22 protein-coding genes are annotated in these 24,464 nt (G+C 67.2%); 17 read left to right on the top strand and 5 right to left on the bottom strand.

The window, feature by feature from the left end; translation table 11 throughout:
* Position 1 precedes the first annotated feature (1 nt).
* Entirely contained in the window at positions 2-916 is a 915-nt protein-coding gene (locus FBX97_RS14505; RefSeq protein WP_141832733.1) for a LysR family transcriptional regulator, read from the bottom strand.
* Positions 917-1,230: 314 nt separating this feature from the next.
* Here FBX97_RS14505 and FBX97_RS30415 point away from each other — a divergent pair, with 314 nt between their 5' ends.
* The 14 genes from FBX97_RS30415 to FBX97_RS14435 all read left to right on the top strand — a co-directional run bounded on the left by FBX97_RS30415 (position 1,231) and on the right by FBX97_RS14435 (position 15,505).
* A complete protein-coding gene (locus FBX97_RS30415; RefSeq protein ID WP_141832731.1) occupies positions 1,231-2,373 on the top strand; it encodes a methyl-accepting chemotaxis protein in 1,143 nt (380 codons plus the stop codon).
* 8 nt (positions 2,374-2,381) lie between these two features.
* Positions 2,382-2,750 (top strand): response regulator, encoded by a 369-nt coding sequence (locus FBX97_RS14495; protein ID WP_141832729.1) that lies wholly within the window; start codon positions 2,382-2,384, stop codon positions 2,748-2,750.
* A 53-nt stretch (positions 2,751-2,803) separates the two neighbouring features.
* Positions 2,804-3,103: a lipid asymmetry maintenance protein MlaB gene (locus tag FBX97_RS14490; RefSeq protein WP_141832727.1), complete on the top strand. Its 300-nt coding sequence runs from the start codon at positions 2,804-2,806 to the stop codon at positions 3,101-3,103.
* Positions 3,100-5,133 (top strand): chemotaxis protein CheA, encoded by a 2,034-nt coding sequence (locus FBX97_RS14485; RefSeq protein WP_141832725.1) that lies wholly within the window; start codon positions 3,100-3,102, stop codon positions 5,131-5,133. Before FBX97_RS14490 ends, FBX97_RS14485 begins: the two co-directional genes overlap by 4 nt.
* A gap of 14 nt (positions 5,134-5,147) precedes the next feature.
* Complete coding sequence (locus tag FBX97_RS14480) at positions 5,148-6,785, top strand: methyl-accepting chemotaxis protein (RefSeq protein ID WP_221631809.1); 1,638 nt, start codon at positions 5,148-5,150, stop codon at positions 6,783-6,785.
* A gap of 18 nt (positions 6,786-6,803) precedes the next feature.
* A complete protein-coding gene (locus FBX97_RS30410) occupies positions 6,804-8,726 on the top strand; it encodes a methyl-accepting chemotaxis protein (protein WP_141832723.1) in 1,923 nt (640 codons plus the stop codon).
* A 1-nt stretch (position 8,727) separates the two neighbouring features.
* Positions 8,728-9,243 (top strand): chemotaxis protein CheW, encoded by a 516-nt coding sequence (locus FBX97_RS14470; RefSeq protein WP_141832721.1) that lies wholly within the window; start codon positions 8,728-8,730, stop codon positions 9,241-9,243.
* Between the two features lie 20 nt (positions 9,244-9,263).
* Positions 9,264-10,085 carry a protein-glutamate O-methyltransferase CheR gene (locus FBX97_RS14465; RefSeq protein WP_141832719.1) on the top strand — a complete coding sequence of 274 codons (822 nt, stop codon included), beginning with the start codon at positions 9,264-9,266 and terminating at the stop codon, positions 10,083-10,085.
* 4 nt (positions 10,086-10,089) lie between these two features.
* On the top strand, positions 10,090-11,184 hold the full coding sequence (locus FBX97_RS14460; RefSeq protein WP_141832717.1) for a chemotaxis response regulator protein-glutamate methylesterase: 1,095 nt from the start codon (positions 10,090-10,092) through the stop codon (positions 11,182-11,184).
* A gap of 85 nt (positions 11,185-11,269) precedes the next feature.
* Positions 11,270-12,127, top strand: coding sequence for a glutathione-dependent disulfide-bond oxidoreductase (yghU, locus tag FBX97_RS14455; RefSeq protein WP_141832715.1), 858 nt, complete (start codon positions 11,270-11,272; stop codon positions 12,125-12,127).
* A 90-nt stretch (positions 12,128-12,217) separates the two neighbouring features.
* Positions 12,218-13,267, top strand: coding sequence for an SDR family oxidoreductase (locus tag FBX97_RS14450; RefSeq protein WP_141832713.1), 1,050 nt, complete (start codon positions 12,218-12,220; stop codon positions 13,265-13,267).
* Between the two features lie 321 nt (positions 13,268-13,588).
* On the top strand, positions 13,589-14,140 hold the full coding sequence (locus FBX97_RS14445; protein WP_141832711.1) for a PRC-barrel domain-containing protein: 552 nt from the start codon (positions 13,589-13,591) through the stop codon (positions 14,138-14,140).
* Between the two features lie 103 nt (positions 14,141-14,243).
* Positions 14,244-14,615, top strand: coding sequence for a nuclear transport factor 2 family protein (locus tag FBX97_RS14440; RefSeq protein WP_141832709.1), 372 nt, complete (start codon positions 14,244-14,246; stop codon positions 14,613-14,615).
* A gap of 50 nt (positions 14,616-14,665) precedes the next feature.
* Positions 14,666-15,505, top strand: a complete 840-nt coding sequence (locus FBX97_RS14435; RefSeq protein WP_255517466.1) for a helix-turn-helix domain-containing protein — start codon at positions 14,666-14,668, stop codon at positions 15,503-15,505.
* 5 nt (positions 15,506-15,510) lie between these two features.
* On the opposite strand, the gene FBX97_RS14430 is transcribed toward FBX97_RS14435, so the two are convergent.
* Positions 15,511-16,488, bottom strand: coding sequence for an amidohydrolase family protein (locus tag FBX97_RS14430; protein WP_141832707.1), 978 nt, complete (start codon positions 16,486-16,488; stop codon positions 15,511-15,513).
* A 142-nt stretch (positions 16,489-16,630) separates the two neighbouring features.
* Between FBX97_RS14430 and FBX97_RS14425 the strand changes: the two genes are divergently transcribed.
* Positions 16,631-17,038 carry a hypothetical protein gene (locus FBX97_RS14425; RefSeq protein WP_141832705.1) on the top strand — a complete coding sequence of 136 codons (408 nt, stop codon included), beginning with the start codon at positions 16,631-16,633 and terminating at the stop codon, positions 17,036-17,038.
* 9 nt (positions 17,039-17,047) lie between these two features.
* Here the strand turns inward: FBX97_RS14425 and hrpA are convergent, their stop codons facing one another.
* Positions 17,048-21,376: an ATP-dependent RNA helicase HrpA gene (gene hrpA / locus FBX97_RS14420; RefSeq protein ID WP_255517465.1), complete on the bottom strand. Its 4,329-nt coding sequence runs from the start codon at positions 21,374-21,376 to the stop codon at positions 17,048-17,050.
* Positions 21,377-21,431: 55 nt separating this feature from the next.
* Between hrpA and argA the strand changes: the two genes are divergently transcribed.
* Both argA and FBX97_RS14410 read left to right on the top strand, forming a co-directional pair.
* Entirely contained in the window at positions 21,432-22,745 is a 1,314-nt protein-coding gene (argA, locus tag FBX97_RS14415) for an amino-acid N-acetyltransferase (RefSeq protein WP_141832703.1), read from the top strand.
* A 195-nt stretch (positions 22,746-22,940) separates the two neighbouring features.
* Positions 22,941-23,213, top strand: a complete 273-nt coding sequence (locus FBX97_RS14410; protein WP_141832701.1) for an oxidative damage protection protein — start codon at positions 22,941-22,943, stop codon at positions 23,211-23,213.
* A 63-nt stretch (positions 23,214-23,276) separates the two neighbouring features.
* Here the strand turns inward: FBX97_RS14410 and FBX97_RS14405 are convergent, their stop codons facing one another.
* Positions 23,277-23,624 carry a hypothetical protein gene (locus FBX97_RS14405; RefSeq protein ID WP_255517464.1) on the bottom strand — a complete coding sequence of 116 codons (348 nt, stop codon included), beginning with the start codon at positions 23,622-23,624 and terminating at the stop codon, positions 23,277-23,279.
* A 15-nt stretch (positions 23,625-23,639) separates the two neighbouring features.
* Positions 23,640-24,317, bottom strand: coding sequence for a ribose-5-phosphate isomerase RpiA (gene rpiA / locus FBX97_RS14400; protein WP_141834492.1), 678 nt, complete (start codon positions 24,315-24,317; stop codon positions 23,640-23,642).
* Between the last annotated feature and the right edge of the window lie 147 nt (positions 24,318-24,464).

Here is a 24,464-nt window from a genome sequence, read left to right as displayed (position 1 = left end):
TTCAGCCGTGCCGCCGTTCTTCGGCCACCAGGTCGACGAACGCGCGCAGGGGCGCCGGCATGCGGCGGCTGGAAAAGTACAGTTGCGGACCGTCGAATCGCAGCCACCAGTCGGGTAACACCGGCTGCAGCCTGCCGCTGGCCAGGTCCGGCGCCAGCCAGTTCCTGAAGGTGCACACCAGACCGTGGCCGGCGCAGGCGAAGCCGATCGCGGCGGCCGCTGCGTCGACACCCACGACCAGGCGGCCCGGTGGATCCAGCGTCAAGGTTTCGCCTTCTTTCTCGAAGGTCCAGGCGGTCAGTGCGCCGCTCGAAAAGCGCATGCGCACGCAGTCGTGCGCCAGCAGTTCGCGCGGATGCGCAGGCAGGCCGCGCCGCGCCAGATAGTCCGGTGCCGCCGCCAGCGCCAGCTGCTGGAACGCCGGTCCGATCGGCACCGCGATCATGTCCTGCGCCATGTGTTCACCGTATCGGATGCCGGCGTCGCACCCTGCCGCGGTGATGTCGACCAGGCGATCCTCCACCTGGATCTCGACGCGCACCGCCGGATGGCGCAGCAGGAAGCGGTCGATCAGCGGCGGTAGGATATCGACCATCACCGCGCCCGTCACATTCAGGGTCAACAGGCCGCGTACTTCCTGTTCCGGGCTCGTCACGTCGTGCAGCGCCGCCCGTACGTCGGCAAACAAGGGCGCGATGCGTTCGGCCAGCGCGCGTCCGGCCTGGGTCGGCATCACGCTGCGCGTGGTGCGCGCCAGCAGCGGCACGCCAAGCTGCGTTTCGATACGGGTGATGGTTTCGCTGACCTTGGCAGGCGACAGGCCCAGTTGCCTGGCTGCGGTACGGAACCCGCCTGCCTTGCAAACGGCCAGGAAGATCGCCAGTTCGTCGAAGGATGGGTCATTATTGTTTGCCATGGCAAACAATGTAGCTGTTTTAAGTCGCACTGCCTAGGCAAGCCCGCATGGCCGCTATTGCCAAAGAATGCAGTTGCAATAAAAAAAATCATTACTCACAACACCTTAGCCTCATGCACAGTGATGTGTGGTTTATTGGGCGTCGCCATCACAAATTATCACCATAATGCTTGCGCTACGGCAACTAGTTCTGCAATCATCTGCACAAATGCATTAAAGCAATAAGTTATGCCAGCAATCATTGCCGTGCTCTACGCGGCACTGCTCTGTTCGCCCCCCTGGACCCTGATGATTTCATTACGGAGCGATGCGTGATGCGCCGACGCCCCCTGCACTTCTATTACCCGCTGTTCATGGCCCTGGCCGCCGGCTGCGCCATCCTGCCCCTGGCCGGCTGGCAATGGCACGGCTGGCTGATCGCTGCCGCGCTGCTGGCGGCAGGCGCTGCCGCCGCCGCGTTTGCGCCGGCCGCCGCTGCCGCCGCTGACTCGCCGGACGATTACCTGGCCAGCCGCCGCCACTTCGGCGAGCAGGTGGCCACGGTGTGGGCGTCGCATATCGACGCTTCGCGCACCCAGATGGAAACCGCGGTGGTGGCGCTGGTCGGGCGCTTTTCCAGCATCGTCATGAAGCTGGAGCAGGCGCTGGCTGCGTCCGGCGCGGCGCGCAATCACGAAGGCGGCAGCATCGTCGAGGTGTTTGCCGCCAGCGAGAAGGAATTGCGTTCGCTGCTCGACATGCTGGCCGGCGCCGCCGCCAGCAAGCAGCAGATGCTGCACAAGATCGAAGGCCTGCAGGAGATCACGGTCCAGCTGCAGAAGATGGCGGCCGACGTCGCCAGCATCGCCTGGCAGACCAACCTGCTGGCGCTGAATGCCGCGATCGAGGCGGCGCGCGCCGGTGAGGCAGGGCGCGGCTTCGCCGTCGTCGCGGGCGAGGTGCGCATGCTGTCCAACCGCTCCGCCGACATCGGCAAGCAGATCGCCCAGCAGGTCGGCCAGATCAGCGCCGCGATCGGCGCCACCTCGCAGGCCGCAGGGGAATCCAGCCGCGAGGAAAACCGCGCCGCGCAGGCGTCCGAAGCCGTGATCGGCAAGGTGCTGTCCTCGTTCCGCGGCATCACCGATGCGCTGGTCGAGTCGTCCGACCTGCTGCAGCGCGAAAGCAGCGGCATCCAGGCCGAAGTGTCGGACGCGCTGATGCAGCTGCAGTTCCAGGACCGCGTCAGCCAGATCCTGTCGCACGTCCAGCAGAACATCGCGCGCCTGCCGTCCTACCTCGATGAACACGCGCAGCGCACCGGCGCGGTGCTGCCGCCACTCGATCCTCGCGGGCTGCTGGCCGAACTGGAAAGCACCTACGCGATGGCCGAAGAACGCACGCTGCACGGACGCGACACCCTGCCGCAGCCGCAGAAACAGCAGCACCAGCAGGCTGAAGAACTCACCTTTTTCTAGGAACAAGCATGGCAAAAACCATTATGGTGGTGGACGATTCGATCTCGATCCGCCAGGTCGTCGGCATCGCACTCAAGCAGGCCGGCTATGACGTTTTCGAAGCCAGCGACGGCAAGGACGCGCTGGCCAAGCTGACCGGCCAGAAGGTCAACCTGATCATCAGCGACGTCAACATGCCGAACATGGACGGCATCAGCTTCGTGCGCGAACTGAAGACCCGCCCCGCCTACAAGTTCACGCCGGTGCTGATGCTCACCACCGAATCGCAGGAAGACAAGAAGGAACAAGGCAAGGCCGCCGGTGCCCGCGCCTGGATGGTCAAGCCGTTCAAGCCCGAGGCGCTGCTGGCCGCCGTCCAGAAACTGACCATGGCCTGAGCGGCCGCTTCCGCATTCTGCCGCCGGCGCAGGCCGGCTTTCCCGGAGAACTCATGAGTATTGGCGAACCAGGCCAAGGGACCGCCGCATGCCTGGCGGTCGAAGGCGAGCTGACGATCTATCGCGCCGCGGAGCTCAAGCCCGCGCTGCTGGACGCCGTGCGCGCGTCCGCTGCGCCGGCGCTCGACCTGTCCGCCGTCACCGAATTCGACAGCGCCGGCCTGCAGCTGCTGCTGGTGGCGCGCCGCGAAGCGCAGCGCCTGGGCAAGCCGCTGCATGTGGCCGGCACCAGCCCCGCCGTGCGCGAGGTGTTCACGCTGCTCGGTATCGACTTCGAAGGAGCGCCGGCATGAATCTGGACCAGGTGATGCACACCTTCATTGCCGAGAGCCGCGAGCTGCTCGAGCAGATGGAGAACGCGCTGCTGGCCGTCGGCAGGGACGGCGCGGATGCGGATAACGAGGACGGGATCAATGCCATCTTCCGCGCCGCCCACACGATCAAGGGCTCGGCCGGCATGTTCGGCCTCGACCCGCTGGTCGATTTCACCCACGTCGCCGAGAGCGTGCTGGACAAGGTGCGCGACGGCGCCGTTGCCGTCGGCGACGACCTGGTGACGCTGCTGCTGGCCTGCTGCGACCATATCGGCACGCTGGTCGACGCGGTGGAAGCCGGCACGCTCGACGGCGACACCCGGCTCAGTGCCGCCGGCGCACCGCTGGTCGCGGCGCTGCAGGCTTACCTGGACGGCCCGCAGGTCCAGGCGCCGGCAGCGGCTGCCGCTACGGGCGCCGCCGTGGCAGAGACAGCGCCGGCCGCCCTGCAGCAATGGACGATCTCGCTGCGCTTCGGCGCCGACACCATGCGCAACGGCATGGACCCGCTCTCCTTCATCCGCTATCTCGGCCAGCTGGGCAGCATCACCGCCATCGCCACGCTGGACGAGCGCCTGCCCGGCGCCGACGAATTCGATCCGGAATCCTGCTACCTCGGCTTCGAGATCGGCTTTGCCAGCAGCGCAGACCTGGCCACGATCGACGGCGTGTTCGACTTCGTGCGCGACGACTGCGAGATCGCCATCGCGGCGCAGGCCGCACCCGAAGCCCCGGCCCCTGCGCCGGAGCCGGCCCCGCCGGCGACCGCAGCGGCCGCCGACAGCGCCGACGCCGCGCCCGCGCGCCAGAGCCAGAGCCAGAGCCAGAAACAGGAAAAGCGCTCGGTGCGCGTCGACGCCGACAAGCTGGACCGCCTGATCGACCTGGTCGGCGAATTGATCATCGCCGGCGCCAGCGCCAACCTGGTGGCGCGCCGCACCCAGATCGCCGAGCTGCTCGAGTGCACCTCGACCCTGTCCGGCCTGGTCGAAGAAGTGCGCGACAGCGCGCTGCAGCTGCGCATGGTCAAGATCGGCGCCACCTTCAACCGCTTCCAGCGCGTGGTACACGACGTCTCGCGCGAACTGGGCAAGGACATCCGCCTGCAGGTGAATGGCGAGGACGCGGAGCTGGACAAGACCGTCGTCGAAAAGATCGGCGATCCGCTGACCCACCTGGTGCGCAATGCGATGGACCACGGCATCGAGCCGGCGGACGTACGCGTCGCGCGGGGAAAACCGGCGCATGGCACGGTGGCGCTGAACGCCTACCACGAGTCGGGCAGCATCGTGATCGAAGTCTCCGACGATGGCGGCGGGCTGAAACGCGAACGCATCCTGGCCAAGGCGCTCGAGCGCGGCCTCGCCGAACCGGGCCGCGGCTACAGCGACAAGGAGATCTTCGGCATGATCTTCGAACCCGGCTTCTCGACCGCCGAGCAGGTGACCAACCTGTCCGGCCGCGGGGTCGGCATGGACGTCGTCAAGCGCAACATCCTGGCGCTGCGCGGCAGCGTCGACATCGCCAGCAGCGAAGGCGCCGGCACCACCGTGATCGTGCGCCTGCCGCTGACGCTGGCCATCATCAACGGCTTCCAGGTCGGCGTCGGCAAGTCGGTGTTCGTGATCCCGATGGAGATGGTCGAGGAATGCATCGAGTTCCGCGAACTCGAGGGACAAGCGCCCGGCCATGACTATGTCGATTTGCGCGGCAGCCCGCTGCCCTTCGTGCGCCTGCGCGAACGCTTCCGCATCGGCGGCGCACCGGCTCGCCGGCGCAGCATCGTGGTGGTGCGCTACGGCAGCACCCGCGCCGGCCTGGTCGTCGACAGCCTGCTGGGCGAGTTCCAGACCGTGATCAAGCCGCTCGGCAAGGTGTTTGCCGGCGCGCGCTTCCTGTCCGGTTCCTCGATCCTCGGCAACGGCGACGTCGCGCTGATCCTCGACATGGCGGCGCTGCTGCACGACGTCGAGAACGAACACCAACTTTCAACATTCAACACTATCTGACCTGGAGAGCCACCGTGCTTAAGAACCTGAAAATCGGCATCCGCCTCGGCCTCGGCTTCGGCGCCCTGCTGCTGCTGTTGCTGGCGATCGCCGTGCTCGGCATCGACCGCATGGCATCGATGAACAAGGCCACCGTGGGCATCACGACGGATGCCTACCCGAAGGTCGTGCTGGCCAAGGACCTGATCCGCGACGCCGCCGACGTGCCGCGCCAGATGCGCGGCATGCTGCTGGCCGTCGACGAGGCCGAGGTCGAGCGCTATCACAAGCAGACCGAGAAGGCGCGCGCCAACATCCAGGCCGGCATCGCCGAACTGACCAAGGTGGTGGCCAGCGAGAGCGGCAAGAAGCTGCTGAAGGAGATCGTGGACACCAATGCGGCGCTGGAACCGATGTATGCCCAGTTCTACGGCATGGTGCGCAGCGAGCGCCAGCGCGCCGCCGACTACGTCAGCAAGCAGGTGGTGCCGGCCGACCGCGCACTGACCGAGGCCGCCGGCGCGCTGGCCAAGCACCAGAGCGACAAGATGGACGAACTGGCGCAGCAGGCCGCCCATACCTACGACGAGACGCGCCAGCTGGTGATCGGCATCACGGCCGGCGCCGCCCTGCTGGCCTTGCTGGTGGCAACCCTGATCACCCTGTCCGTCACCCGGCCCCTGCGCCTGGCGGTGCAGGCCGCCGACAGCCTGGCCGCCGGCGACCTGACCGTGGACATCAAGGCGACCGGCCGCGACGAAGCCGGCCTGCTGCTGGCCGCGATGAAGAACATGGTGGAAAAACTGACCCACGTGGTCGGCGAAGTGAACGGCGGCGCGCAGTCGCTGGCCTCGGCCTCCGAGGAAGTCAGCGCCACCGCGCAATCGCTGTCGCAGGCGGCGTCCGAGCAGGCAGCCGGGGTCGAGGAAACCAGCGCCTCGCTGGAACAGATGACGGCCTCGATCGCGCAGAACACCGAGAATGCCCGCGTCACCGACGGCATGGCCTCGCAGGCTGCGCGCGAAGCGGCCGAAGGCGGCGAAGCGGTCAAGGCCACCGTCACCGCGATGAAGCAGATCGCCAAGCAGATCGGCATCATCGACGACATCGCCTACCAGACCAACCTGCTGGCGCTGAATGCGGCGATCGAAGCGGCCCGCGCCGGCGAGCACGGCAAGGGCTTTGCGGTGGTGGCGGCCGAAGTGCGCAAGCTGGCCGAGCGCAGCCAGGTGGCGGCGCAGGAGATCGGCGAAGTCGCGACCAGCAGCGTCGAACTGGCCGAACGCGCAGGCAGCCTGCTCGACCGCATGGTGCCGAACATCCGCAAGACTTCCGACCTGGTGCAGGAAATCACGGCGGCCTCCGAAGAGCAGTCGTCCGGCGTCGGCCAGATCAACGCCGCCGTCGGCCAGATGAGCCAGACCACGCAGATGAACGCGTCCAGTTCGGAAGAGCTGGCGGCAACCGCCGAAGAGATGAGCAGCCAGGCCGAGCAGCTGCAGCAGGCGATGGCTTTCTTCCGTCTTGCTACCGGCGGCACCACCCAGCCCCCTGCCCGCCGCTCGCCGCCGCTGCGTACGCCGCAAGCGCCGAAGCGCCCGAGCATCGCCATGCAGAACCCGGCCTTCGCTGCCGAAATCGGCCCCGACGAAAGCAATTTCACCCGCTTCTAACCGCTCACCGAGAATGCCATGTTACGGAACCTGAAAATCAGCGTGCGCCTGGGTCTGGCGTTCGGCATCAGCAGCCTGCTGCTGCTGGCCATCATCCTGCTCGGCATCAGCCACCTGGCCGACGTCAGCGACAACGTCGACGACCTGGCCAAGGACAAGTATCCGAAAGTCGTGTGGAGCTACACCCTGATCGGCGACATCCAGCAAATCGCCCTGTCGATGCGCAACGTGACCATCGCCACCGATCCGGCCGTGGTGCGCCGCGAACTGGCCGCGATCGACGGCGCCAAGGCCTCGATCGTCACCCACATCGACAAGCTCGAACAGCACATCGCCTCGGCCAAGGGCAAGGAGCTGCTGCGCGGGATGCTGGAAGCGCGCACCCGCTACCGCGGCTTCCAGGAAGAGTTCATCCGCCTCGCCACCGAAGGCAGGCAGGAAGAGGCACGCGCGCTGCTGGCCAACAAGATCGACGCCACCCAGGCCGCCTACATCGAATCGCTGCGCCAATTGATCGATTACCAGAGCCGCCTGATGGAAGCCTCGGGCCAGGAAGCCAACGCCGAATACCTGGACGCGCGCCGCAGCATGACGCTGCTGGGCGCGGTGGCGGTCGCCTTCGCCATTGCGATGGCACTATGGATCACGCTCTCGATCACGCGCCTGCTGGGCGGCGAGCCGGCCTACGCGGCCGACCTGCTCAAGCGCATCTCGGCGGGCGACCTGTCCGCAGACGTCGTCACCCGCAAGGGCGACAGCGACAGCATGCTGGCGGCCGTGGCCCAGATGGTCGGCAAGCTGCGCCAGGTGATCGCCGGCCAGCGTGCCGTGGTGGAAGCCGCCAACCGCGGCGACTTCGGCCAGCGCATCGACACCGCCGGCCTGCAGGGCTTCCAGAAGGACATGGGCGACGGCCTGAACCAGCTGGTCACCACCACCGGCGCCAGCATCGACGACGTGGTGCGCGTGATGTCGGCATTGGCCGAGGGCGACCTGACCAAGCGCATCGACAAGGATTACCAGGGCGCCTTTGCCAGGCTGAAGGACTATTCGAATTCGACCATGGACAAGCTGGCCCACGTGGTCGGCGAAGTGAACAGCGGCGCCCAGTCGCTGGCCTCGGCGTCCGAGGAAGTCAGCGCCACCGCGCAGTCGCTGTCGCAGGCGGCGTCCGAGCAGGCGGCCGGGGTCGAGGAAACCAGCGCCTCGCTGGAACAGATGACGGCATCGATTTCGCAGAATACCGAGAATGCCCGCGTCACCGACGGCATGGCGGCCCAGGCCGCGCGCGAAGCGGCCGAAGGCGGCGAAGCGGTGAAGGCGACCGTCACCGCGATGAAGCAGATCGCGAAACAGATCGGCATCATCGACGACATCGCTTATCAAACCAACCTGCTGGCGCTGAACGCGGCGATCGAAGCGGCCCGCGCCGGCGAGCACGGCAAGGGCTTTGCGGTGGTCGCGGCCGAGGTGCGCAAGCTGGCCGAGCGCAGCCAGGTGGCGGCGCAGGAAATCGGCGAAGTCGCGACCAGCAGCGTCGAACTGGCCGAACACGCCGGTGCCCTGCTCGACCGCATGGTACCGAACATCCGCAAGACCTCCGACCTGGTGCAGGAAATCACGGCGGCCTCGGAAGAGCAGTCGTCCGGCGTCGGCCAGATCAACGCCGCCGTCGGCCAGATGAACCAGACCACGCAGATGAACGCATCCAGTTCGGAAGAGCTGGCGGCAACCGCCGAAGAGATGAGCAGCCAGGCCGAGCAGCTGCAGCAGGCGATGGCCTTCTTCCGCGTCGCGCATGCAGCCCCGCGCGCGCGCCTGGCAGCCGTACAGCGCACCGCGCCGGCGCGCCCGGCCCACCGCGGCAGCAGCGCCCTGCGCCTGGCCGACAGCTTCGCCGCCCAGGGCGAGCTGGACGAAACCAACTTCACCCATTTCTGACATGAACAGCGACATCGACAAGCACGCCAAGACGGACGCCAACGCGCCGGCGCAATACCTGACCTTCGTGCTGGGCGGCGAATCCTTCGGCATCGGCATCATGGCGGTCAAGGAGATCATCGAGTTCGGCAGCGTTACCGAGGTGCCGATGATGCCGGCATCGATCCGCGGCGTGATCAACCTGCGCGGCGCGGTGGTACCGGTGATGGACCTGGCGGCGCGCTTCGGCCGTCCTCCGGCGGTGCCGGGCAAGCGCACCTGCATCGTCATCGTCGAACTGGAAGTCGAGGGCGAGCGCCAGGTCACCGGCGTGGTCGTCGATGCGGTCAGCGCGGTGCTCGACATCCCGGCCGCCGAGATCGAACCGGCGCCCTCGTTCGGCACCCGCATCCGCAGCGACTTCATCGCCGGCATGGGCAAGGTGAACGGCAAGTTCGTGATCCTGCTGAACGTGGAACAGGTGCTCAGGCTCGAGGGCCTGCCGGAGCTGTCCTCCACCGAGCTGGCCGCGGCCTGACGCATCGGCCCGGCTGCGACATGCAACAGCACACCATCAGCGGCAGCGAGTTCGCCAGCTTCCAGCGCTTCATCTTCGACATCGCCGGCATCACGATGTCCGATTCGAAAAAGGCGCTGGTCAGCGGGCGCCTGGCCAAGCGCCTGCAGCACTACGGCCTGCCGAGCTACGACGCCTATTTCCGCCTGCTGAGCGACGGCACGCATCCCGAGGAAGTGCAGCAGGCGGTCGATCTGCTCACCACCAACGAGACTTATTTCTTCCGCGAGGCGCGCCACTTCGACCTGCTGCGCCAGGCGGCGCACAACGCCCGGCCCGCGCTGCGTGCAGGGGCGCCGTTCCGCGTCTGGAGCGCGGCCTGCTCGTCCGGCGAGGAGCCGTACAGCATCGCCATGGTGCTGGCTGACGTGCTGGGCGATGCACCCTGGGAAATCACCGCGTCCGACATCAGCACCCGCGTGCTGCAGCGTGCCCGCACCGGGCACTACCCGATGGAGCGCGCCAGCCACCTGCCGCACGAGTACCTGCGCCGCTACTGCCTGAAAGGGATCCGCGAGCAGCAGGGCACGCTGCTGGTCGAGCGCGCGCTGCGCCAACGGGTGCGCTTCCGCCAGGTCAACCTGAATACCGACCTGCCGGGGGATCTCGGCAGCTACGACGCCATCTTCCTGCGCAACGTGATGATCTACTTTAACGGCGACACCAAGCACCAGGTGGTCGCGCGCGTCGTCGCGCGCCTGAAGCCGGGCGGCCATTTCATCATCGGCCACTCCGAGAGCCTGCAGGACATCAACGATACGCTGCACCCGGTGATGCCGTCGGTGTACCGCAAGCCGGGTTGATCGCATGCCGCTGAACGACATCAAGGTGCTGGTGGTGGACGACTCGGCCGTCGTGCGCAAGGTCCTGGGCGCGATGCTGGAGAGCGCGCCCGGCATCCGCCTGCTGCACGCCGTGGCCGACCCGCTGCTGGCGATCGAGCGCATGAAGCAGCAGTGGCCGGACGTGATCGTGCTCGACGTCGAGATGCCGCGCATGGACGGCATCACCTTCCTCAAAAAGATCATGGCCGAGCGCCCGACCCCGGTCGTGATCTGCTCGACGCTGACCGACAAGGGTGCCGAAACCACGATGGCGGCGATGGCGGCCGGTGCGGTCTCCATCATCACCAAGCCCAAGCTGGGCCTGAAGGACTTCCTGACCGAGAGCGCCGACGAACTGGTGGCCGCGGTGCGCGCCGCCGCGCAGGTGAACGTGCGGCGCCTGGCCGCGCGCGCGGCCCTGCCGGCAGCGCCGGCGCCCGCGGCGAAACTGAGCGCCGACGCCATCCTGCCCCCGGCCATGGAAACGCGAGCCCCGCTGCGCACCACCGAGCGGGTGGTCGCGATCGGCACTTCCACCGGCGGCACGCTGGCGCTGGAAGAAGTGCTGGCGGCGCTGCCGCGCGTGACGCCGGGCATCGTCATCGTCCAGCACATGCCGGAAAAATTCACCGCCGCGTTTGCCGAGCGGCTGAACAAGCTGTGCCAGATCGAGGTACGCGAGGCGCGCCACGGCGACCGCGTGCTGCCTGGCCGCGCGCTGATCGCCCCCGGAGGCCGCCACATGCTGCTGCGGCGCGACGGCGCCCAGTATTACGCCGACGTGATCGACGGACCGCTGGTGAACCGCCACCGGCCCTCGGTGGACGTGCTGTTCCGCTCCGTGGCGCGCCAGGCCGGCGCCAATGCGCTCGGCATCATCATGACCGGCATGGGCGACGACGGCGCCGCCGGCCTGCTCGAGATGCGCAAGGCCGGCGCGCGCACCGTGGCCCAGGACGAGGACAGCTGCGTGGTCTACGGCATGCCCAAGGAAGCGGTAAAGCGCGGCGCGGTCGAAAAGAGCGTGCCCTTGACGTCGATCGACCGCGAAATCCTGCAGCAGCTGGCGGCGCGCTGAGCCCGGCGGGAGTTCCGCTTTCGGCAAGCCTGCCGATTTTCCGGCATCATCCTCTCCTCGATAGCATTCACACAAGGAGAACACAATGTCCGGCAACAGCTCCAATCCCTTCACGCCCTACGTCCCGCCGCGCGTCTGGTCGCCCGCCACCCAGACCGGCGGCGCCTTTGCCAGCATCAACCGCCCGGTCGCCGGCGCCACCCACGAGCAGGAACTGCCGGTCGGCAAGCATCCGCTGCAACTGTACTCGCTCGGCACCCCGAACGGCCAGAAGGTCACGATCATGCTGGAAGAGCTGTTGGCGGCCGGCCATGGCGGCGCCGAATACGATGCCTGGCTGATCAAGATCGGCGAAGGCGCCCAGTTCGGCAGCGGCTTCGTCGACATCAACCCGAATTCCAAGATCCCGGCGCTGCTCGACCGCAGCGGCGAGACCCCGGTGCGCGTGTTCGAATCCGGCTCGATCCTGGTCTACCTGGCCGAGAAGTTCGGCGCCTTCCTGCCGAAGGACCTGGTGGCGCGCACCGAAACCTTCAACTGGCTGATGTGGCAGATGGGCTCGGCGCCCTTCGTGGGCGGCGGCTTCGGCCACTTCTTCGCCTACGCGCCGGAAAAGCTGGAATACCCGATCAACCGCTACGCGATGGAAACCAAGCGCCAGCTCGACGTGCTGGACCGCCTGCTGGCCGAGCGCCGCTTCATCGCCGGCGACGAGTACACCATCGCCGACATGGCGATCTGGCCGTGGTATGGCGGCCTGGTGCTGGGCGAGCTGTACGGCGCCGCCGAGTTCCTGTCGGTGCACAACTACCAGCAGATCCGCCGCTGGGCCGACGAAGTCGGCGCCCGCCCGGCCGTCCAGCGCGGCCGCCGCGTGAACGGCGTGCGCGGCGACCCGGCGACCCAGGTACCGGAGCGTCACGACGCGTCGGATCTGGATTGATCGTGTTTCCTGGCGTCTAGCGAACGCACCCTGATATCGATTGACGCTAGCATTTGTTCATTATCAGTCGATTATCAGGAGTACCAAGCAATGGATTCGCAAAACGACAAGCCCGACGGCAAAGCGGACAACAAAGCGGACGACGGCGTCCAATCCTCGCGCCGCCGCTTCGTCGGCACGGTGGCAGCCGGCATCGCCGGCGGTGCCGCCCTCGCCCCTGGCCTGGCCCAGGCGCAAGCGGGCGCACCGGCCACCAACCCGCCCCGTCCACTGACCCCGCCTCCGTATCCGAAGCCGCCGTTCCAGCGCCAGAAGCAGGAGTGGCCGGGCCTGGCCAGCAAGATGACGCCGCGTCCCGACCATGGCGAAACCACCTACCGCGGCAGCGGCCGCCTGACCGGGCGCCGCGCGCTGATCACCGGCGGCGATTCCGGCATGGGCCGCGCCGCCGCCATCGCCTATGCGCGCGAAGGCGCCGACGTCGCCATCAACTACCTGCCGGCCGAGGAACCCGATGCGCGCGAAGTCGCGGACCTGATCCGCCAGGCCGGCCGCAAGGCGGTGCTGATCCCCGGCGACCTGCGCGACGAGAACTTCTGCAAGCGCCTGGTGGCCGACGCCGCACGCCAGCTCGGCGGGCTCGACATCCTGGTCAGCAATGCCGCGCGCCAGCAATCGCTGCCCTCCATCCTCGACCTGTCGACGGCCGAGATGGACCAGACCTTCAAGACCAACCTGTATGCGATGTTCTGGATCGTCAAGGCGGCGGTGCCGCTGATGCCGCAGGGGAGCAGCATCATCGTGACGGCCTCGGTGCAGGCCTACGATCCCTCGCCCAACCTGCTGGCGTATGCCTCGACCAAGGCGGCGCAGGTGGCGTTCGTGAAGGCACTGGCCAAGCAGCTGGCCGAAAAAGGCATCCGCGTGAACGCGGTGGCGCCGGGACCGATCTGGACGCCGCTGCAGGTGACCGGCGGCCAGACCCAGGAAGGGCTGGAGAAATTCGGCTCGGATTCGCCGCTGAAACGGCCGGGCCAGCCGGGCGAACTGGCCGGCGCCTACGTCAACCTGGCTTCAAGCGAATCGTCGTACACCACCGGCCAGGTGTATGGTGTGACCGGGGGCGCGGGCTTCCCGTAAGCCGTCTGGCAGCACAGCCGGTTGCACTCAGCGCTGCAGCCGGCAGGCCGACGCCAGTTTTGCCAACAGCGAAGCCAGCCATGAGCGGGTGGGTATCAGTTGGCCACGCGGGCCGGCGACGTTGCAGCGTGGATTAATCAGCATGTTGTCAAACTCCAATTTATTGTCAGAATAATCATGCTGCCCCGTTCCTTCCGTGCGCTACCTCGCATAACAAGAACTCAAGCATACGTGGCAGACGACAGCGCGTGGTGGCCGCACTCGGCCGGCCATTTGCACAATTGATCTGCCTCAAATGAATGAATTATTCAGGAGCAAGCCATGGGTTATTCGGAACGCGACAAATACGGCATGTACAAGGCCAGCAGCGGCAGTGCGGGCCCGGGTCCGGCGCTGATGGGCGCGGACACGCTGCTCGGCGAAAAAGTCGTCAACGCCTACGACATCGAGCTGGGCGACATCAGGGAAATCATGCTCGACATGCAGACCGGCCAGGTCGCCTACGCGGTGCTGGCCTTCGGCGGCTTCCTGGGCATGGGCGAAAAGCTGTTCGCCGTGCCCTGGCAGGCGCTGCACCTGGATACGGCGAATAAACGCTTCCTGCTGAACGTCGACAAGGACCGCCTCAAAACCGCGCCCGGCTTCGACAAGGATGCCTGGCCGGACATGGCCGACATGCAGTGGGCGAATTCGATCCACAGTTTCTATGGCACCGATCCGAACCGCCCGGGTGCGCCGACGCGGGCAGCCGGTGGCGTCACCCCGGCCGGCGGCGACCTCGCCCCGGACAGCGGCAACAGCCTCGATCCGCGCGCCGGCAACCAGGGCGGCGACAGCGACATAAGCCGCATCCGCGGCAGCAATATCGGCTGAATCCGGCCCGGCGGGCATGCGCGGCATTACCTGGCGGGTAATCGCCGCGCCGGGCGCCGCGTCCCACAATGGTCTCCATTCACCACCACCGAAGGAGACCATCATGCAGCACGCATCCAGCACCCACGCATCCGCCATCGCCGAGCGCTACCTCGCTCTCTGGAACGAGCGCGACGGCGCCGCCCGCCGCACCCGGGTCGAGCAACTGTTCGCTCCCGGCGCCACGTATGTCGACCCGATGATGAAAGGCAGCGGCATCGACGGCATCGACAGCATGATCGACGCCGCCCAGCAGCAATTCCCCGGCCATCGCTTCATCCTGCACGGCAACCCGGACGGCCACGGCGACGTGGTCCGCTTTTCCTGGGCGCTGGGCGTGGATGGCGCCGCACCGGTCGCCCACGGCACCGACGTCGCCCAGGTCGACACCCAGGGCCGCCTGGTGCGGGTCACCGGCTTCCTCGATGCCGCTTGAGCGCGGCCGCGTCCGCGGTTACAGTGGACGCGGCTGAACGGGAGACCAAGATGGCGCAGGCGAGAACGGGGATGGCGGCCGATTATTTCCAGGACTTCGGCTCGGCGCTGCGCTACTGGCGCGCGCGGCGCGGCGTGAGCCAGCTGCGGCTGTCGCTCGACGGCGGCGTCTCGCAGCGCCACCTGAGCTTCCTGGAGAGCGGGCGCGCGCAGCCGAGCCGCGACCTGGTCATCAGGCTCGGCATCGTGCTCGACGTGCCGCTGCGCCAGCGCAATGCGATGCTGCTCGCCGCCGGCTTCGCGCCCGCCTACCAGGAGCGCAAGCTCTCCGATCCCGAACTGGCCAGCGTGATGCAGGCGCTCGACTTCATGCTGCGCCAGCAGGCCCCCTACCCCGCCCTCGTGGTCGACCGCCTGTGGAATTTGGTCATGCTCAACGAGCCCGCCGCCGGCACCATGCGCTGGCTGCTGGGCCTGCCCGGCGATGCGCCGATCCCGCGCGACGGGTCGCTCAACGTGCTGCGCCTGATGCTGGACCCGGCCGGCGTGCGCCCGCACCTGCGCAACTGGGAAGCGGTGGGCGCCGACAGCCTGCTGTGGATCCAGCGCGAAGCCATGGCCGACGGTCCCGGCAGCGAGGCGGGCAAGCTGCTGGCCGAACTCTCGGCCCTGCCCGGCATGCCGGCAGCCGGCCATCTCCCCAACCTGGACCGGCGCGCCCTGCCCTTCCTGGCGCTGGAACTGGGGCGCGACGGCGTCGAACTGGGGCTGTTCACCACCATCACCACGCTCGGCACGCCGCACGACGTGACCGTGCACGAGCTGCGGCTGGAATCCTTCTTCCCGGCGGACGAGGCCAGTGCGCAGTGGTTCCGCCAGCGCTTCGGCTGATCCCGTTACCGGAAATACGGCGGCACGTTTGCCGCAATCTGCCTGAACTCGGCGTCGTCCAGCGGCAGCCGCAGGAAGGCGGCCCAGGCGTCGCGCGGACGCAGATTGCCGCCCTGCGCCGAATCGGTCCCGTACAGCACATGCGCCGTGCCGATCTGGCGGATGCGCCGGGCCACCTCGGCCGCGTCGGCCGGCGCGATGTCGGGCGTGACGATCGAGGCCACGTCGAACCACAGGTTGCGCGTGCCGGCCTCGCGCCGTTCGGCCGCCTGCGCCAGCGTCGCCAGCACCGCGCGCGCCGGCGGATCGTCGAAGCCCGGGCCGCTGCCGGCCAGGTGCGCCACCTGCACCACGACGTCGGGCGCGGCCGGCATCAGCCGGTCGAGGAAGATGCGCGCCTGCGCCGCGCCGTAGGGCCGCCCGTTGCGGATATTGGCGCGCAGGTGCACCACGATCGCCATGCGCGCCGCATTCGCGGCGGCGAATACCCGGCGCAGTTTTTCCACATGGGCCGGATCGTCGAGCTGCACGTCCGCATTCCCGAAATGCAGCTTGATGCCGTGCTTCAGGCCGGGCAGCCCGGCGCAGCGCTTCAGCTCCGCCAGCGCGTACGCCTTGAGCGGATTGAAGCCGCACAAGGCGATCAGGCGGCCGGGATAGCGTGCCGCCTGGGCCGCGGTCCAGTCGTTTTCGGCGCGCACGCGGGCGAGCTCGTCGCTCAACTGGAAACGCGGGCTGCCGAACATGTAGGCCGTCGACAGCAGTACGCCCTTGCGGATGCCGGCGGCGTCGAGCAGCGCCACCACGTCTTTCGCATCGAGCGGTTGCAGCCCGGCGCTTGGGCCGGCCAGGGCGATGGCTTGTGCGCTGAAGACGTGCTGGTGGAAGTCGCCCGCAGGCACCGGCTCGGACGCAGCGGCCCTGGCCGCCATCATCAGGAACAGCGCCGCCAGCGCGGCGAGGCAGCGTGCATGGATTCTCATACGGGTCACCTCCTGTGGCTAGAATACGCTTGACTTGGAGTCCACCCCAACCACAAAACCGCAGTGATCCTTCGATAATGCCGAAACCCTGACAGCAGGGCCTGCCCTAGACTTGGCGTTCATTATTGCCGAGACAAGGGCCATGCATATTGAACACATCCGTTTCGACAAGGTCTTCGACGTGCAGGCCCGCACCTTCAGCTTCACGAGCGCGGGCAAGAACCGCTACGGCGTCGTACTGCCGGGCCGTATCGTGCCGTATGAAGGCGCGACCTGTGCGGTCGCGCTGGAGCGGCCTGACGACTGGTCGAGGGTGCTCGGCTGGCGCGAACTCGGCACGCAGGAAGTCTTCGTCCCGGGGCATGGCCTGACCGCGCGTTCGGCCTTCTTCGAGGCAGCCGGAATGCTGCTCTATGTGATCCTGCAGGGCGGCATCGGTTTTCTGACCCCGTGGCTGCTGCTCCCGCTCCCTTTCGTGTTCGTCTGGCGGCTGATGCTGAAGCGGCGCCGCAACAGCACGCTGCGCCAGGTCCTGCTGGCGCAGCCCTGAAGCGCCGCATCAGCGCAGCATCGACTCCCACACCTTCTGCAGGCGCTTGCTCGACACCGGCATCGGCGTGCGCAGCTCCTGCGCGAACAGCGATACGCGCAGCTCTTCCAGCATCCAGCGGAACTCGATCATGCGCGGATCGATGTTCTTCAGCGGCTGGTTCTTCACCGTGCGCTGAAACTGGCTGGCGGCGGTCTGCCACTCGGCCATCAGCTGGGCGTCGCGCGAGGCGTTGGTGCGCAGCTTCTCGAGGCGGATGTTCATCGCCTTCAGGTAGCGCGGGAAGTGCGACAGCTGGGTGTACTCGGTCTCGGCGACGAAACGCTTGTGCACCAGGCCCTGCAACTGCGCCTGCATGTCGGCCGCCACCGCCGGCGGCAAGCCCTGCAGCTTCTTCGGCAAGCCGTGGAACTCGGCCAGGATCGCCCCCACCAGGCGCGCCACCTCGTTGATCAAGAGGCCCAGGCGACCCTTGCCTTCGTCCTTGCGCTTGTTGAACGACGCCGCGTCGTGCGGCAGCGGGTCCTGCATACAGGCGATGTCGATCGCCTTGTTGACGATCTGATCGCGCAGTTCGTCCGGCGAGCCGACCGACATGAACTGCATGCCCATCTGCTGCAGGCCCGGCACGTTCTTCTCGGCGAACTTCAGCTGCTCCTTGAACTGCAGCGCGAACAGGCGGCGCAGGCCGATGCGGTGGGTGCGCGCCGCTACATTCGGGTCGTCGAACACTTCCAGGTCGCAAGAATTGCCCTTGTCGACCAGGGCCGGGAAGCCGATCAGGGTCAGCTTGCCCTGGTTGATTTCCAGCAGCTCGGGCAGTTCGCCGAAGGTCCAGCTGGTGATGTTGGTATGCTGGCTGACGGCCGGCGCTTTCTGCTCTCGCGCAGGCGCCGCCGGTGCATTCGCCTTGCCTTTCGGGGCATCGGCGCCTGCGGCGGCCGCGCCGGCAGCAGCCGGCGCAGGCTTGCCGAACGCCGCCTGCACCGTGCTGGCGGATGCCGGGGTCTGCTCGGCCATGCGCTGGAAGCTCTGGCGCGCCTGCCCGCCCAGCTCCGCCTGCAGCGTCGCCAGGTTGCGGCCCATGTCGAGCTGGCGGCCATGCTCGTCGACCACCTTGAAATTCATGAACAGGTGGGCCGGCAGCGTCTCCAGCTTGAAATCGGTCGTCAGGACGCGCGCGCTGGTGTGCTGGTGGATGTCGGCGATCAGCGCGTCGACCAGGTCGCCGCGGCCGAAGCGCACCGGGTCCTGGTTGCGCTCGAAGAAACCGGCCGCGTAGTCCGGCAGCGGCACGCAGTGGCGGCGCAGCTTCTGTGGCAGCGATTTCAACAGCAGCTGCACCTTCTCCTTCAGCATGCCCGGCACCAGCCAGCCGGCGCGCTCGCGCGGGATCTGGTTCAGCGCGAACAGCGGCACCGTCAAGGTCACGCCGTCGCGCGGGCTGCCCGGCTCGAAGTGATAGGTCAGCGCCATCTCGATGCCGGTGACGTTCATCGTCTTCGGGAACAGCTCGGTGGTGACGCCGGCCGCCTCGTGGCGCATCAGTTCTTCGCGCACCAGGTAGAGCAGCTTGGGGTTGTCGCGCGAAGCGTCCTTGTACCACTTCTCGAAACCGGCGCCGTTGACGATGTCCGCCGGGATCTGCTGGTCGTAGAAGGCGGCGATCAGCTGGTCGTCGACCAGCACGTCGAGGCGACGCGACTTGTGTTCGAGATTCTCGATCTCGCGCACCAGCTTGTGGTTGTGGGCGAAGAACGGCGCGCGCGTTTCGTAGTCGCCAGCGACCAGCGCGTCGCGGATGAAGATCTCGCGCGCTTCCGCCGGGTTGTACAGCGCATAGTTGATGCGGCGCTGGCTGTAGACGACGATGCCGTACAAAGTTGCGCGTTCGGCCGCGGTGACTTGCGCACTGCGCTTTTCCCAGCGCGGCTCGCCCCACGATTTTTTCAGCAGGTGGCCGCCGATCTTCTCGATCCACTCGGGCTGGATCTGGGCCACGCAGCGCGCGTACAGGCGCGCGGTCTCGACCAGCTCGGCCGCCATCACCCATTTACCCGCCTTTTTACCCAGCGAGGAGCCGGGCCAGATGTGGAACTTGATGCCGCGCGCGCCGAGGTAGCCGCCGCCGGATTGCGCGGCGCGGGACGCGGTCGCGCCCTCCTCTTCGATCTTGTAGCCGATGTTCCCCAGCAGGCCGGTCAGCAGCGCCAGGTGCACCTGGTCGTAGGTGGCCGGCAGCTCGTTCAGGCGCCAGCCCTGCTCGCGCACGATGGTCAGCAGCTGCGAATGCACGTCGCGCCACTCGCGCAGGCGTACCTGCGACAGGAAGTTCTCGCGGCAGTTTTCCTGCAGCTGGCGGTTGGTCTTCTTGTGCTCGATGGCGTCCTCGAACCAGCGCCAGATCTTCACGAAGCTCAGGAATTCGCTTTTCTCGTCGGCGAACTTCTTGTGCTTCTCGTCGGCCTGCTGCTGGTATTCCATGGGCCGGTCGCGCGGGTCCTGCACCGACAGCGCCGAGGCGATGATCAGCATCTCGGTCAGGCTGTTGTTGTCGACGGCGGCCAGGATCATGCGGCCGACGCGCGGGTCGAGCGGCAGCTTGGCCAGCTTGCGTCCCATCGCGGTGAGCTGGTTGTTGTCGTCGACCGCGCCCAGCTCCTGCAGCAGCTGGTAGCCGTCGGCGATGGCGCGGCCCTGCGGCGACTCGACAAAGGGGAAGGTCTCCACATCCGTCAGGTGCAGCGACTTCATGCGCAGGATGACCGCCGCCAGCGACGAGCGCAGGATTTCCGGCTCGGTGAACTTGGGGCGCTGCAGGAAATCGTCTTCCTCGTACAGGCGGATGCAGACGCCGTCGGCCACGCGGCCGCAACGGCCGGCGCGCTGGTTGGCGGCCGACTGCGCGATCGCCTCGACTTGAAGCTGCTCGACCTTGTTGCGGAAGCTGTAGCGTTTGACACGCGCCAGGCCGGAGTCGACCACGTAGCGGATGCCGGGCACGGTCAGCGAGGTCTCGGCCACGTTGGTGGCCAGCACGATGCGGCGCGCGTTGGTAGTGCGGAACACGCGGTCCTGCTCCTCGACCGACAGGCGCGCGAACAGCGGCAGGATCTCGACATGCGGCGGATGCTGCTTGCGCAGCGCCTCGGCGCAGTCGCGGATCTCGCGTTCGCCCGGCAGGAAGACCAGCACGTCGCCGGAGCCCAGGCGGCACAGTTCATCGACGCCGTCGACCACCGCATCGATCAGGTCGCGCTTCTCGCGCGCGGCCTGGGCCTTGGTGGTGGGCTTGCCGTCGCCGCCGCTCGGTGCGGCGACCGGGTCGCGGTCCACCGGACGATAACGCACCTCGACCTTGTACAGGCGGCCCGACACCTCGATCACCGGCACCGGCTTCTCGGGCGTGCCGAAGTGGCGCGCAAAGCGCTCGGCATCGATCGTCGCCGAGGTGATGATGATCTTCAGGTCGGGCCGGCGCGGCAGGATCTGCTTCAGGTAGCCGAGCAGGAAGTCGATGTTCAGGCTGCGTTCGTGCGCCTCGTCGATGATGATGGTGTCGTAGGCGCGCAGCAGCGGGTCGGTCTGGGTTTCGGCCAGCAGGATGCCGTCGGTCATCAGCTTGACCCAGGCGCCCGGCTGCAGTGTGTCGTTGAAGCGCACCTTGTAGCCGACGTGCTCGCCCAGCGGCGTGCCCAGTTCATGCGCGATGCGCTTGGCGGTCGACGATGCCGCGATCCGGCGCGGCTGGGTGTGGCCGATCAGGCCCTTCTCGCCGCGGCCGAGTTCCAGGCAGATCTTGGGCAGCTGGGTCGTCTTGCCGGAACCGGTCTCGCCGGACACGATGATGACCTGGTGCTTGGTGAGGGCTTCGGCGATTTCCTGGCGCCGTCCCGAGACCGGCAGGTCTTCCGGGAACACGATGGCCGGCAAAGGAGTGCGCAAAGGCGCCGCGCGTTCTCCGCCGTCGCGCGGCGGGCGCTCGCCGCGCGGGCGGCGTTCGCCGTCGCCCGGCTTGCGCGGCTGCTGGCGCTCGCCGTTCTGCGGCGCCGGGGCGGCAGGCAGCTTGACCCTGGCTTCGGCCAGCGCACTGGCCAGCGCGCCTTCACGTGACTGCGGACGCGCGCCGCCCTGGCCTCGATTGCGATGACCGTCCTGCGCACCATGACGCCCGCCACCTTCGCCCGCTTCGCGGTGCGGACGTTCCGGCTTCGCCTGCAGCTCGTTCGTGCGCGTCAAAGGCGCACGCGTCTCGCCCTGGCGCGACGGGGTGGCATTCGGTTCGGAAGTTGCTGCGCGCGCCGGGCTCGGCGAAGGCTTGTTACTCTGTTCTGACATTGATTTTTACAAGGAATTTGGTGCGCAAGTCGCGCAGCCAATTATAATGCGGCAAATGGAAAACCCTACCCAATTCGTCCAGTGGCTGCGCTCGGTCGCGCCGTATATTCATGCGTTCGGCGGCAAGACTTTCGTCGTCGCTTTTCCGGGTGAACTGGTCGCCTCCGGCGACCTGCCGGTGCTGGCGCAGGATCTCTCGCTACTCGTCGGCCTCGGCATCCGCGTGGTGCTGGTGCACGGCTCGCGTCCCCAGGTCGCCGAACAGCTCGCGCTGCGTAACGTCGAGGGCCGCTTCCACAACGGCGTACGCATCACCGACACCGCGGCCATGGAATGCGCCAAGGAAGCCGCCGGCGAACTGCGCCTCGACATCGAGGCCGCGTTCAGCCAGGGTTTGCCGAACACGCCGATGTCGAACGCCCACATCAGCATCGTATCCGGCAACTTCGTCACCGCACGCCCGCTCGGCGTCATCGACGGCGTCGACCACGAACTGACCGGCGTCACCCGCAAGGTCGCGGCCGACAAGATCGCGCCGATCCTGCAGACCGAAGACAACATCGTGCTGCTGTCGCCGCTGGGCTTCTCGCCCACCGGCGAACTGTTCAACCTGACCATGGAAGACGTGGCGGTATCCGCCGCGATCGCCCTGCACGCCGAAAAGCTGATCTTCATCACCGAGACGCCGCTGATGAAGGACGCCGCCGGCGAGGATATCCGCGAACTGTCGTCGCACCAGGCCGAAGCCGTGCTGCAGGCCGGCTTCCTGCCATCCGACGCCTCCTACTACCTGCAACACGCGATCAAGGCCTGCAACAGCGGCGTCGACCGCGCCCACATCCTGCCCTACCAGATGGATGGCTCGGCCCTGCTCGAACTGTTCACCCACGACGGCGTGGGCACCATGATCAGCCACGAGAACCTGGAAAGCCTGCGCATTGCCTCAATTGAGGACGTCGGCGGAATTATCAAGCTCATCGAACCGCTGGAAGCCGACGGCACGCTGGTCAAGCGCGGCCGCGAACTGATCGAGCGCGAAATCGAGCAGTTTTCCGTCATCGAGCACGACGGCGTGATCTTCGGCTGCGCGGCGCTGTACCCGTTCCCGGATTCCAAGATGGCCGAAATGGCATGCCTGACGATCAGCCCGGAAGCCCAGGCCCAGGGCGACGGCGAGCGCATCCTCAAGCACATGGAAAACCGCGCCAAGGCGGCCGGCATGACCAAGCTGTTCGTGCTGACCACGCGCACCTCGCACTGGTTCAAGAAGCGCGGCTTCGTGCCGGCGACCGTGGACGATTTGCCGAAGGACCGGGCGCATATGTATAACTGGCAGCGGCGGTCGCAGATTCTGATCAAGACCCTTTGACAGTTAGCGCGTAAACGTCGCCCCTGCGCAGGTGGGATAGCTGCGCTATCCCTCCAAGTTGGTGGCATACCGCAAAACTTGGGCCCCTGCCTGCGCAGGGGCGACGTGCATAGTGCAGCGCAGAGCGTGGCTTAGGTAGCTTTCTCACGCTGGCTTTATAATCACGCTTTCAGATACCAACCAGGAGCACAAAAAATGGCCCGCACCGTCCACTGCATCAAACTGAACAAGGAAGCCGAAGGCCTCGATTTCGCGCCTTACCCGGGCGAACTGGGCAAGCGCATCTATGAAAGCGTCTCGAAGGAAGCCTGGCAGGCCTGGCTGAAGCACCAGACCATGCTGATCAACGAAAACCGCCTGAACATGGCCGACGCCCGCGCGCGCAAGTACCTGGCAGTCCAGATGGAAAAGCATTTCTTCGGCGAAGGCGCCGATGCCGCCGCCGGCTATGTGCCGCCGGCTGCCTGATCCTGTACAGCAAGCAAAAAAAGGGAGCCGCGGCTCCCTTTTTTCATGGCGCGGTTCCGCCCATCACATCCGCTTGCACTGGCGCAGCTCGCAGCGCGCCATGAAGACCTTGCCGTTATCGCACTGCATCCGGTAGACCTCGGCCGGCCCCGGCTCGGTGAGCAGCCCGGCGCCCTTGCCGCCGCTGCAGCCTTGCTCGCGCGCCATCCGCTCGACCGTGGCCGAGGACACGCCGATGCGGAACGGGACCTTTTCGATGGGCGCACCGCCCGCATCGCTCAAGCCGGCCGGCGTCGGCGTCGGCGCCAGCTCCGGTGCATCCGGTGCCTGCGGCCCGGGCTTGCCATGAAACGCCGAGCAGCCGCCCAGCACTACCGATCCCACCAGCATCGCAGCGAACAGCGGCTTCATGGCGGCGTCTCCAGCTTAGAAGCTCAGGGTCTTGACGCCTTCGCCGGTGCCCAGCAGGCAGACGTCGGCGCCGCGGCGGGCGAACAGGCCGACGGCGATCACGCCGACGATCTGGTTGATCTCGGACTCGAGCGCGGCCGGATCGGTGATCGACAGGCCGGCCACGTCGAGCAGGTGGCCGCCGTTGTCGGTCACGAATGGCTTGTCAGTGCCCGACTCCACGCGCAGGCGCGGCTGGCCGCCCAGCTCGGTCAGGCGGCGCGCCACGGCGGCGCGCGCCATCGGCACCACTTCCACCGGCAGCGGGAATGTGCCCAGGGTTTGCACCAGCTTGGAACCGTCGGCGATGCACACGAAACGCTTCGACACCGAGGCCACGATCTTTTCGCGCGTCAGTGCCGCGCCGCCGCCCTTGATCATGGCGCCGCCGGCGTCGATCTCGTCGGCGCCGTCGACGTAGACCGAAATCGATTCGACGTCGTTCAGGTCGTAGACCGCGATGCCGTGGCCGCGCAGGCGCGCCGCAGTGGCTTCCGACGAGGCGACCGCGCCCTTGATGCGGTCCTTGATCTTGCCGAGTTCGTCGATGAAGAAGTTGGCGGTCGAGCCGGTGCCGACGCCGATGATTTCGCCGTCGACAACGTAATCGATGGCGGTGCGGGCGACTGCCTGCTTGAGTTCGTCCTGGGTCATGATGTTGGTAGGAGTAAAAGAATGCCGCCATTTTAACGGATCGCGCGGCCCGGCGGCCCCCGCGCCGCCGTCCAGCGCCAGCATGGCGCCCTGTTTGCCCTAAAGAATTTACAGTCCTACAATGCAAATCGAATAGCCACGCTGCCA

Origin of the sequence: Herbaspirillum sp. SJZ107, from assembly GCF_006715485.1 — a bacterium.
In the GTDB taxonomy this organism is placed as follows: Bacteria; Pseudomonadota; Gammaproteobacteria; order Burkholderiales; family Burkholderiaceae_D; genus Telluria.
This window is presented reverse-complemented; position numbering and strand designations above follow the sequence as displayed.

Bases quoted from the DNA above. Each gene is read 5' to 3' on its own strand.
- FBX97_RS14430 (WP_141832707.1), bottom strand. From the start codon at position 16,488: ATGAGAATCCATGCACGCTGCCTCGCCGCGCTGGCGGCGCTGTTCCTG.
- FBX97_RS14465 (WP_141832719.1), top strand. From the start codon at position 9,264: ATGCAACAGCACACCATCAGCGGCAGCGAGTTCGCCAGCTTCCAGCGC.
- FBX97_RS14495 (WP_141832729.1), top strand. From the start codon at position 2,382: ATGGCAAAAACCATTATGGTGGTGGACGATTCGATCTCGATCCGCCAG.
- FBX97_RS14470 (WP_141832721.1), top strand. From the start codon at position 8,728: ATGAACAGCGACATCGACAAGCACGCCAAGACGGACGCCAACGCGCCG.
- FBX97_RS14505 (WP_141832733.1), bottom strand. From the start codon at position 916: ATGGCAAACAATAATGACCCATCCTTCGACGAACTGGCGATCTTCCTG.
- FBX97_RS14405 (WP_255517464.1), bottom strand. From the start codon at position 23,624: ATGAAGCCGCTGTTCGCTGCGATGCTGGTGGGATCGGTAGTGCTGGGC.
- FBX97_RS14445 (WP_141832711.1), top strand. From the start codon at position 13,589: ATGGGTTATTCGGAACGCGACAAATACGGCATGTACAAGGCCAGCAGC.
- rpiA (WP_141834492.1), bottom strand. From the start codon at position 24,317: ATGACCCAGGACGAACTCAAGCAGGCAGTCGCCCGCACCGCCATCGAT.
- yghU (WP_141832715.1), top strand. From the start codon at position 11,270: ATGTCCGGCAACAGCTCCAATCCCTTCACGCCCTACGTCCCGCCGCGC.
- FBX97_RS14410 (WP_141832701.1), top strand. From the start codon at position 22,941: ATGGCCCGCACCGTCCACTGCATCAAACTGAACAAGGAAGCCGAAGGC.
- FBX97_RS14490 (WP_141832727.1), top strand. From the start codon at position 2,804: ATGAGTATTGGCGAACCAGGCCAAGGGACCGCCGCATGCCTGGCGGTC.
- FBX97_RS14435 (WP_255517466.1), top strand. From the start codon at position 14,666: ATGGCGCAGGCGAGAACGGGGATGGCGGCCGATTATTTCCAGGACTTC.
- hrpA (WP_255517465.1), bottom strand. From the start codon at position 21,376: ATGTCAGAACAGAGTAACAAGCCTTCGCCGAGCCCGGCGCGCGCAGCA.
- FBX97_RS14460 (WP_141832717.1), top strand. From the start codon at position 10,090: ATGCCGCTGAACGACATCAAGGTGCTGGTGGTGGACGACTCGGCCGTC.
- FBX97_RS30415 (WP_141832731.1), top strand. From the start codon at position 1,231: ATGCGCCGACGCCCCCTGCACTTCTATTACCCGCTGTTCATGGCCCTG.
- argA (WP_141832703.1), top strand. From the start codon at position 21,432: ATGGAAAACCCTACCCAATTCGTCCAGTGGCTGCGCTCGGTCGCGCCG.
- FBX97_RS14485 (WP_141832725.1), top strand. From the start codon at position 3,100: ATGAATCTGGACCAGGTGATGCACACCTTCATTGCCGAGAGCCGCGAG.
- FBX97_RS14450 (WP_141832713.1), top strand. From the start codon at position 12,218: ATGGATTCGCAAAACGACAAGCCCGACGGCAAAGCGGACAACAAAGCG.
- FBX97_RS30410 (WP_141832723.1), top strand. From the start codon at position 6,804: ATGTTACGGAACCTGAAAATCAGCGTGCGCCTGGGTCTGGCGTTCGGC.
- FBX97_RS14440 (WP_141832709.1), top strand. From the start codon at position 14,244: ATGCAGCACGCATCCAGCACCCACGCATCCGCCATCGCCGAGCGCTAC.
- FBX97_RS14425 (WP_141832705.1), top strand. From the start codon at position 16,631: ATGCATATTGAACACATCCGTTTCGACAAGGTCTTCGACGTGCAGGCC.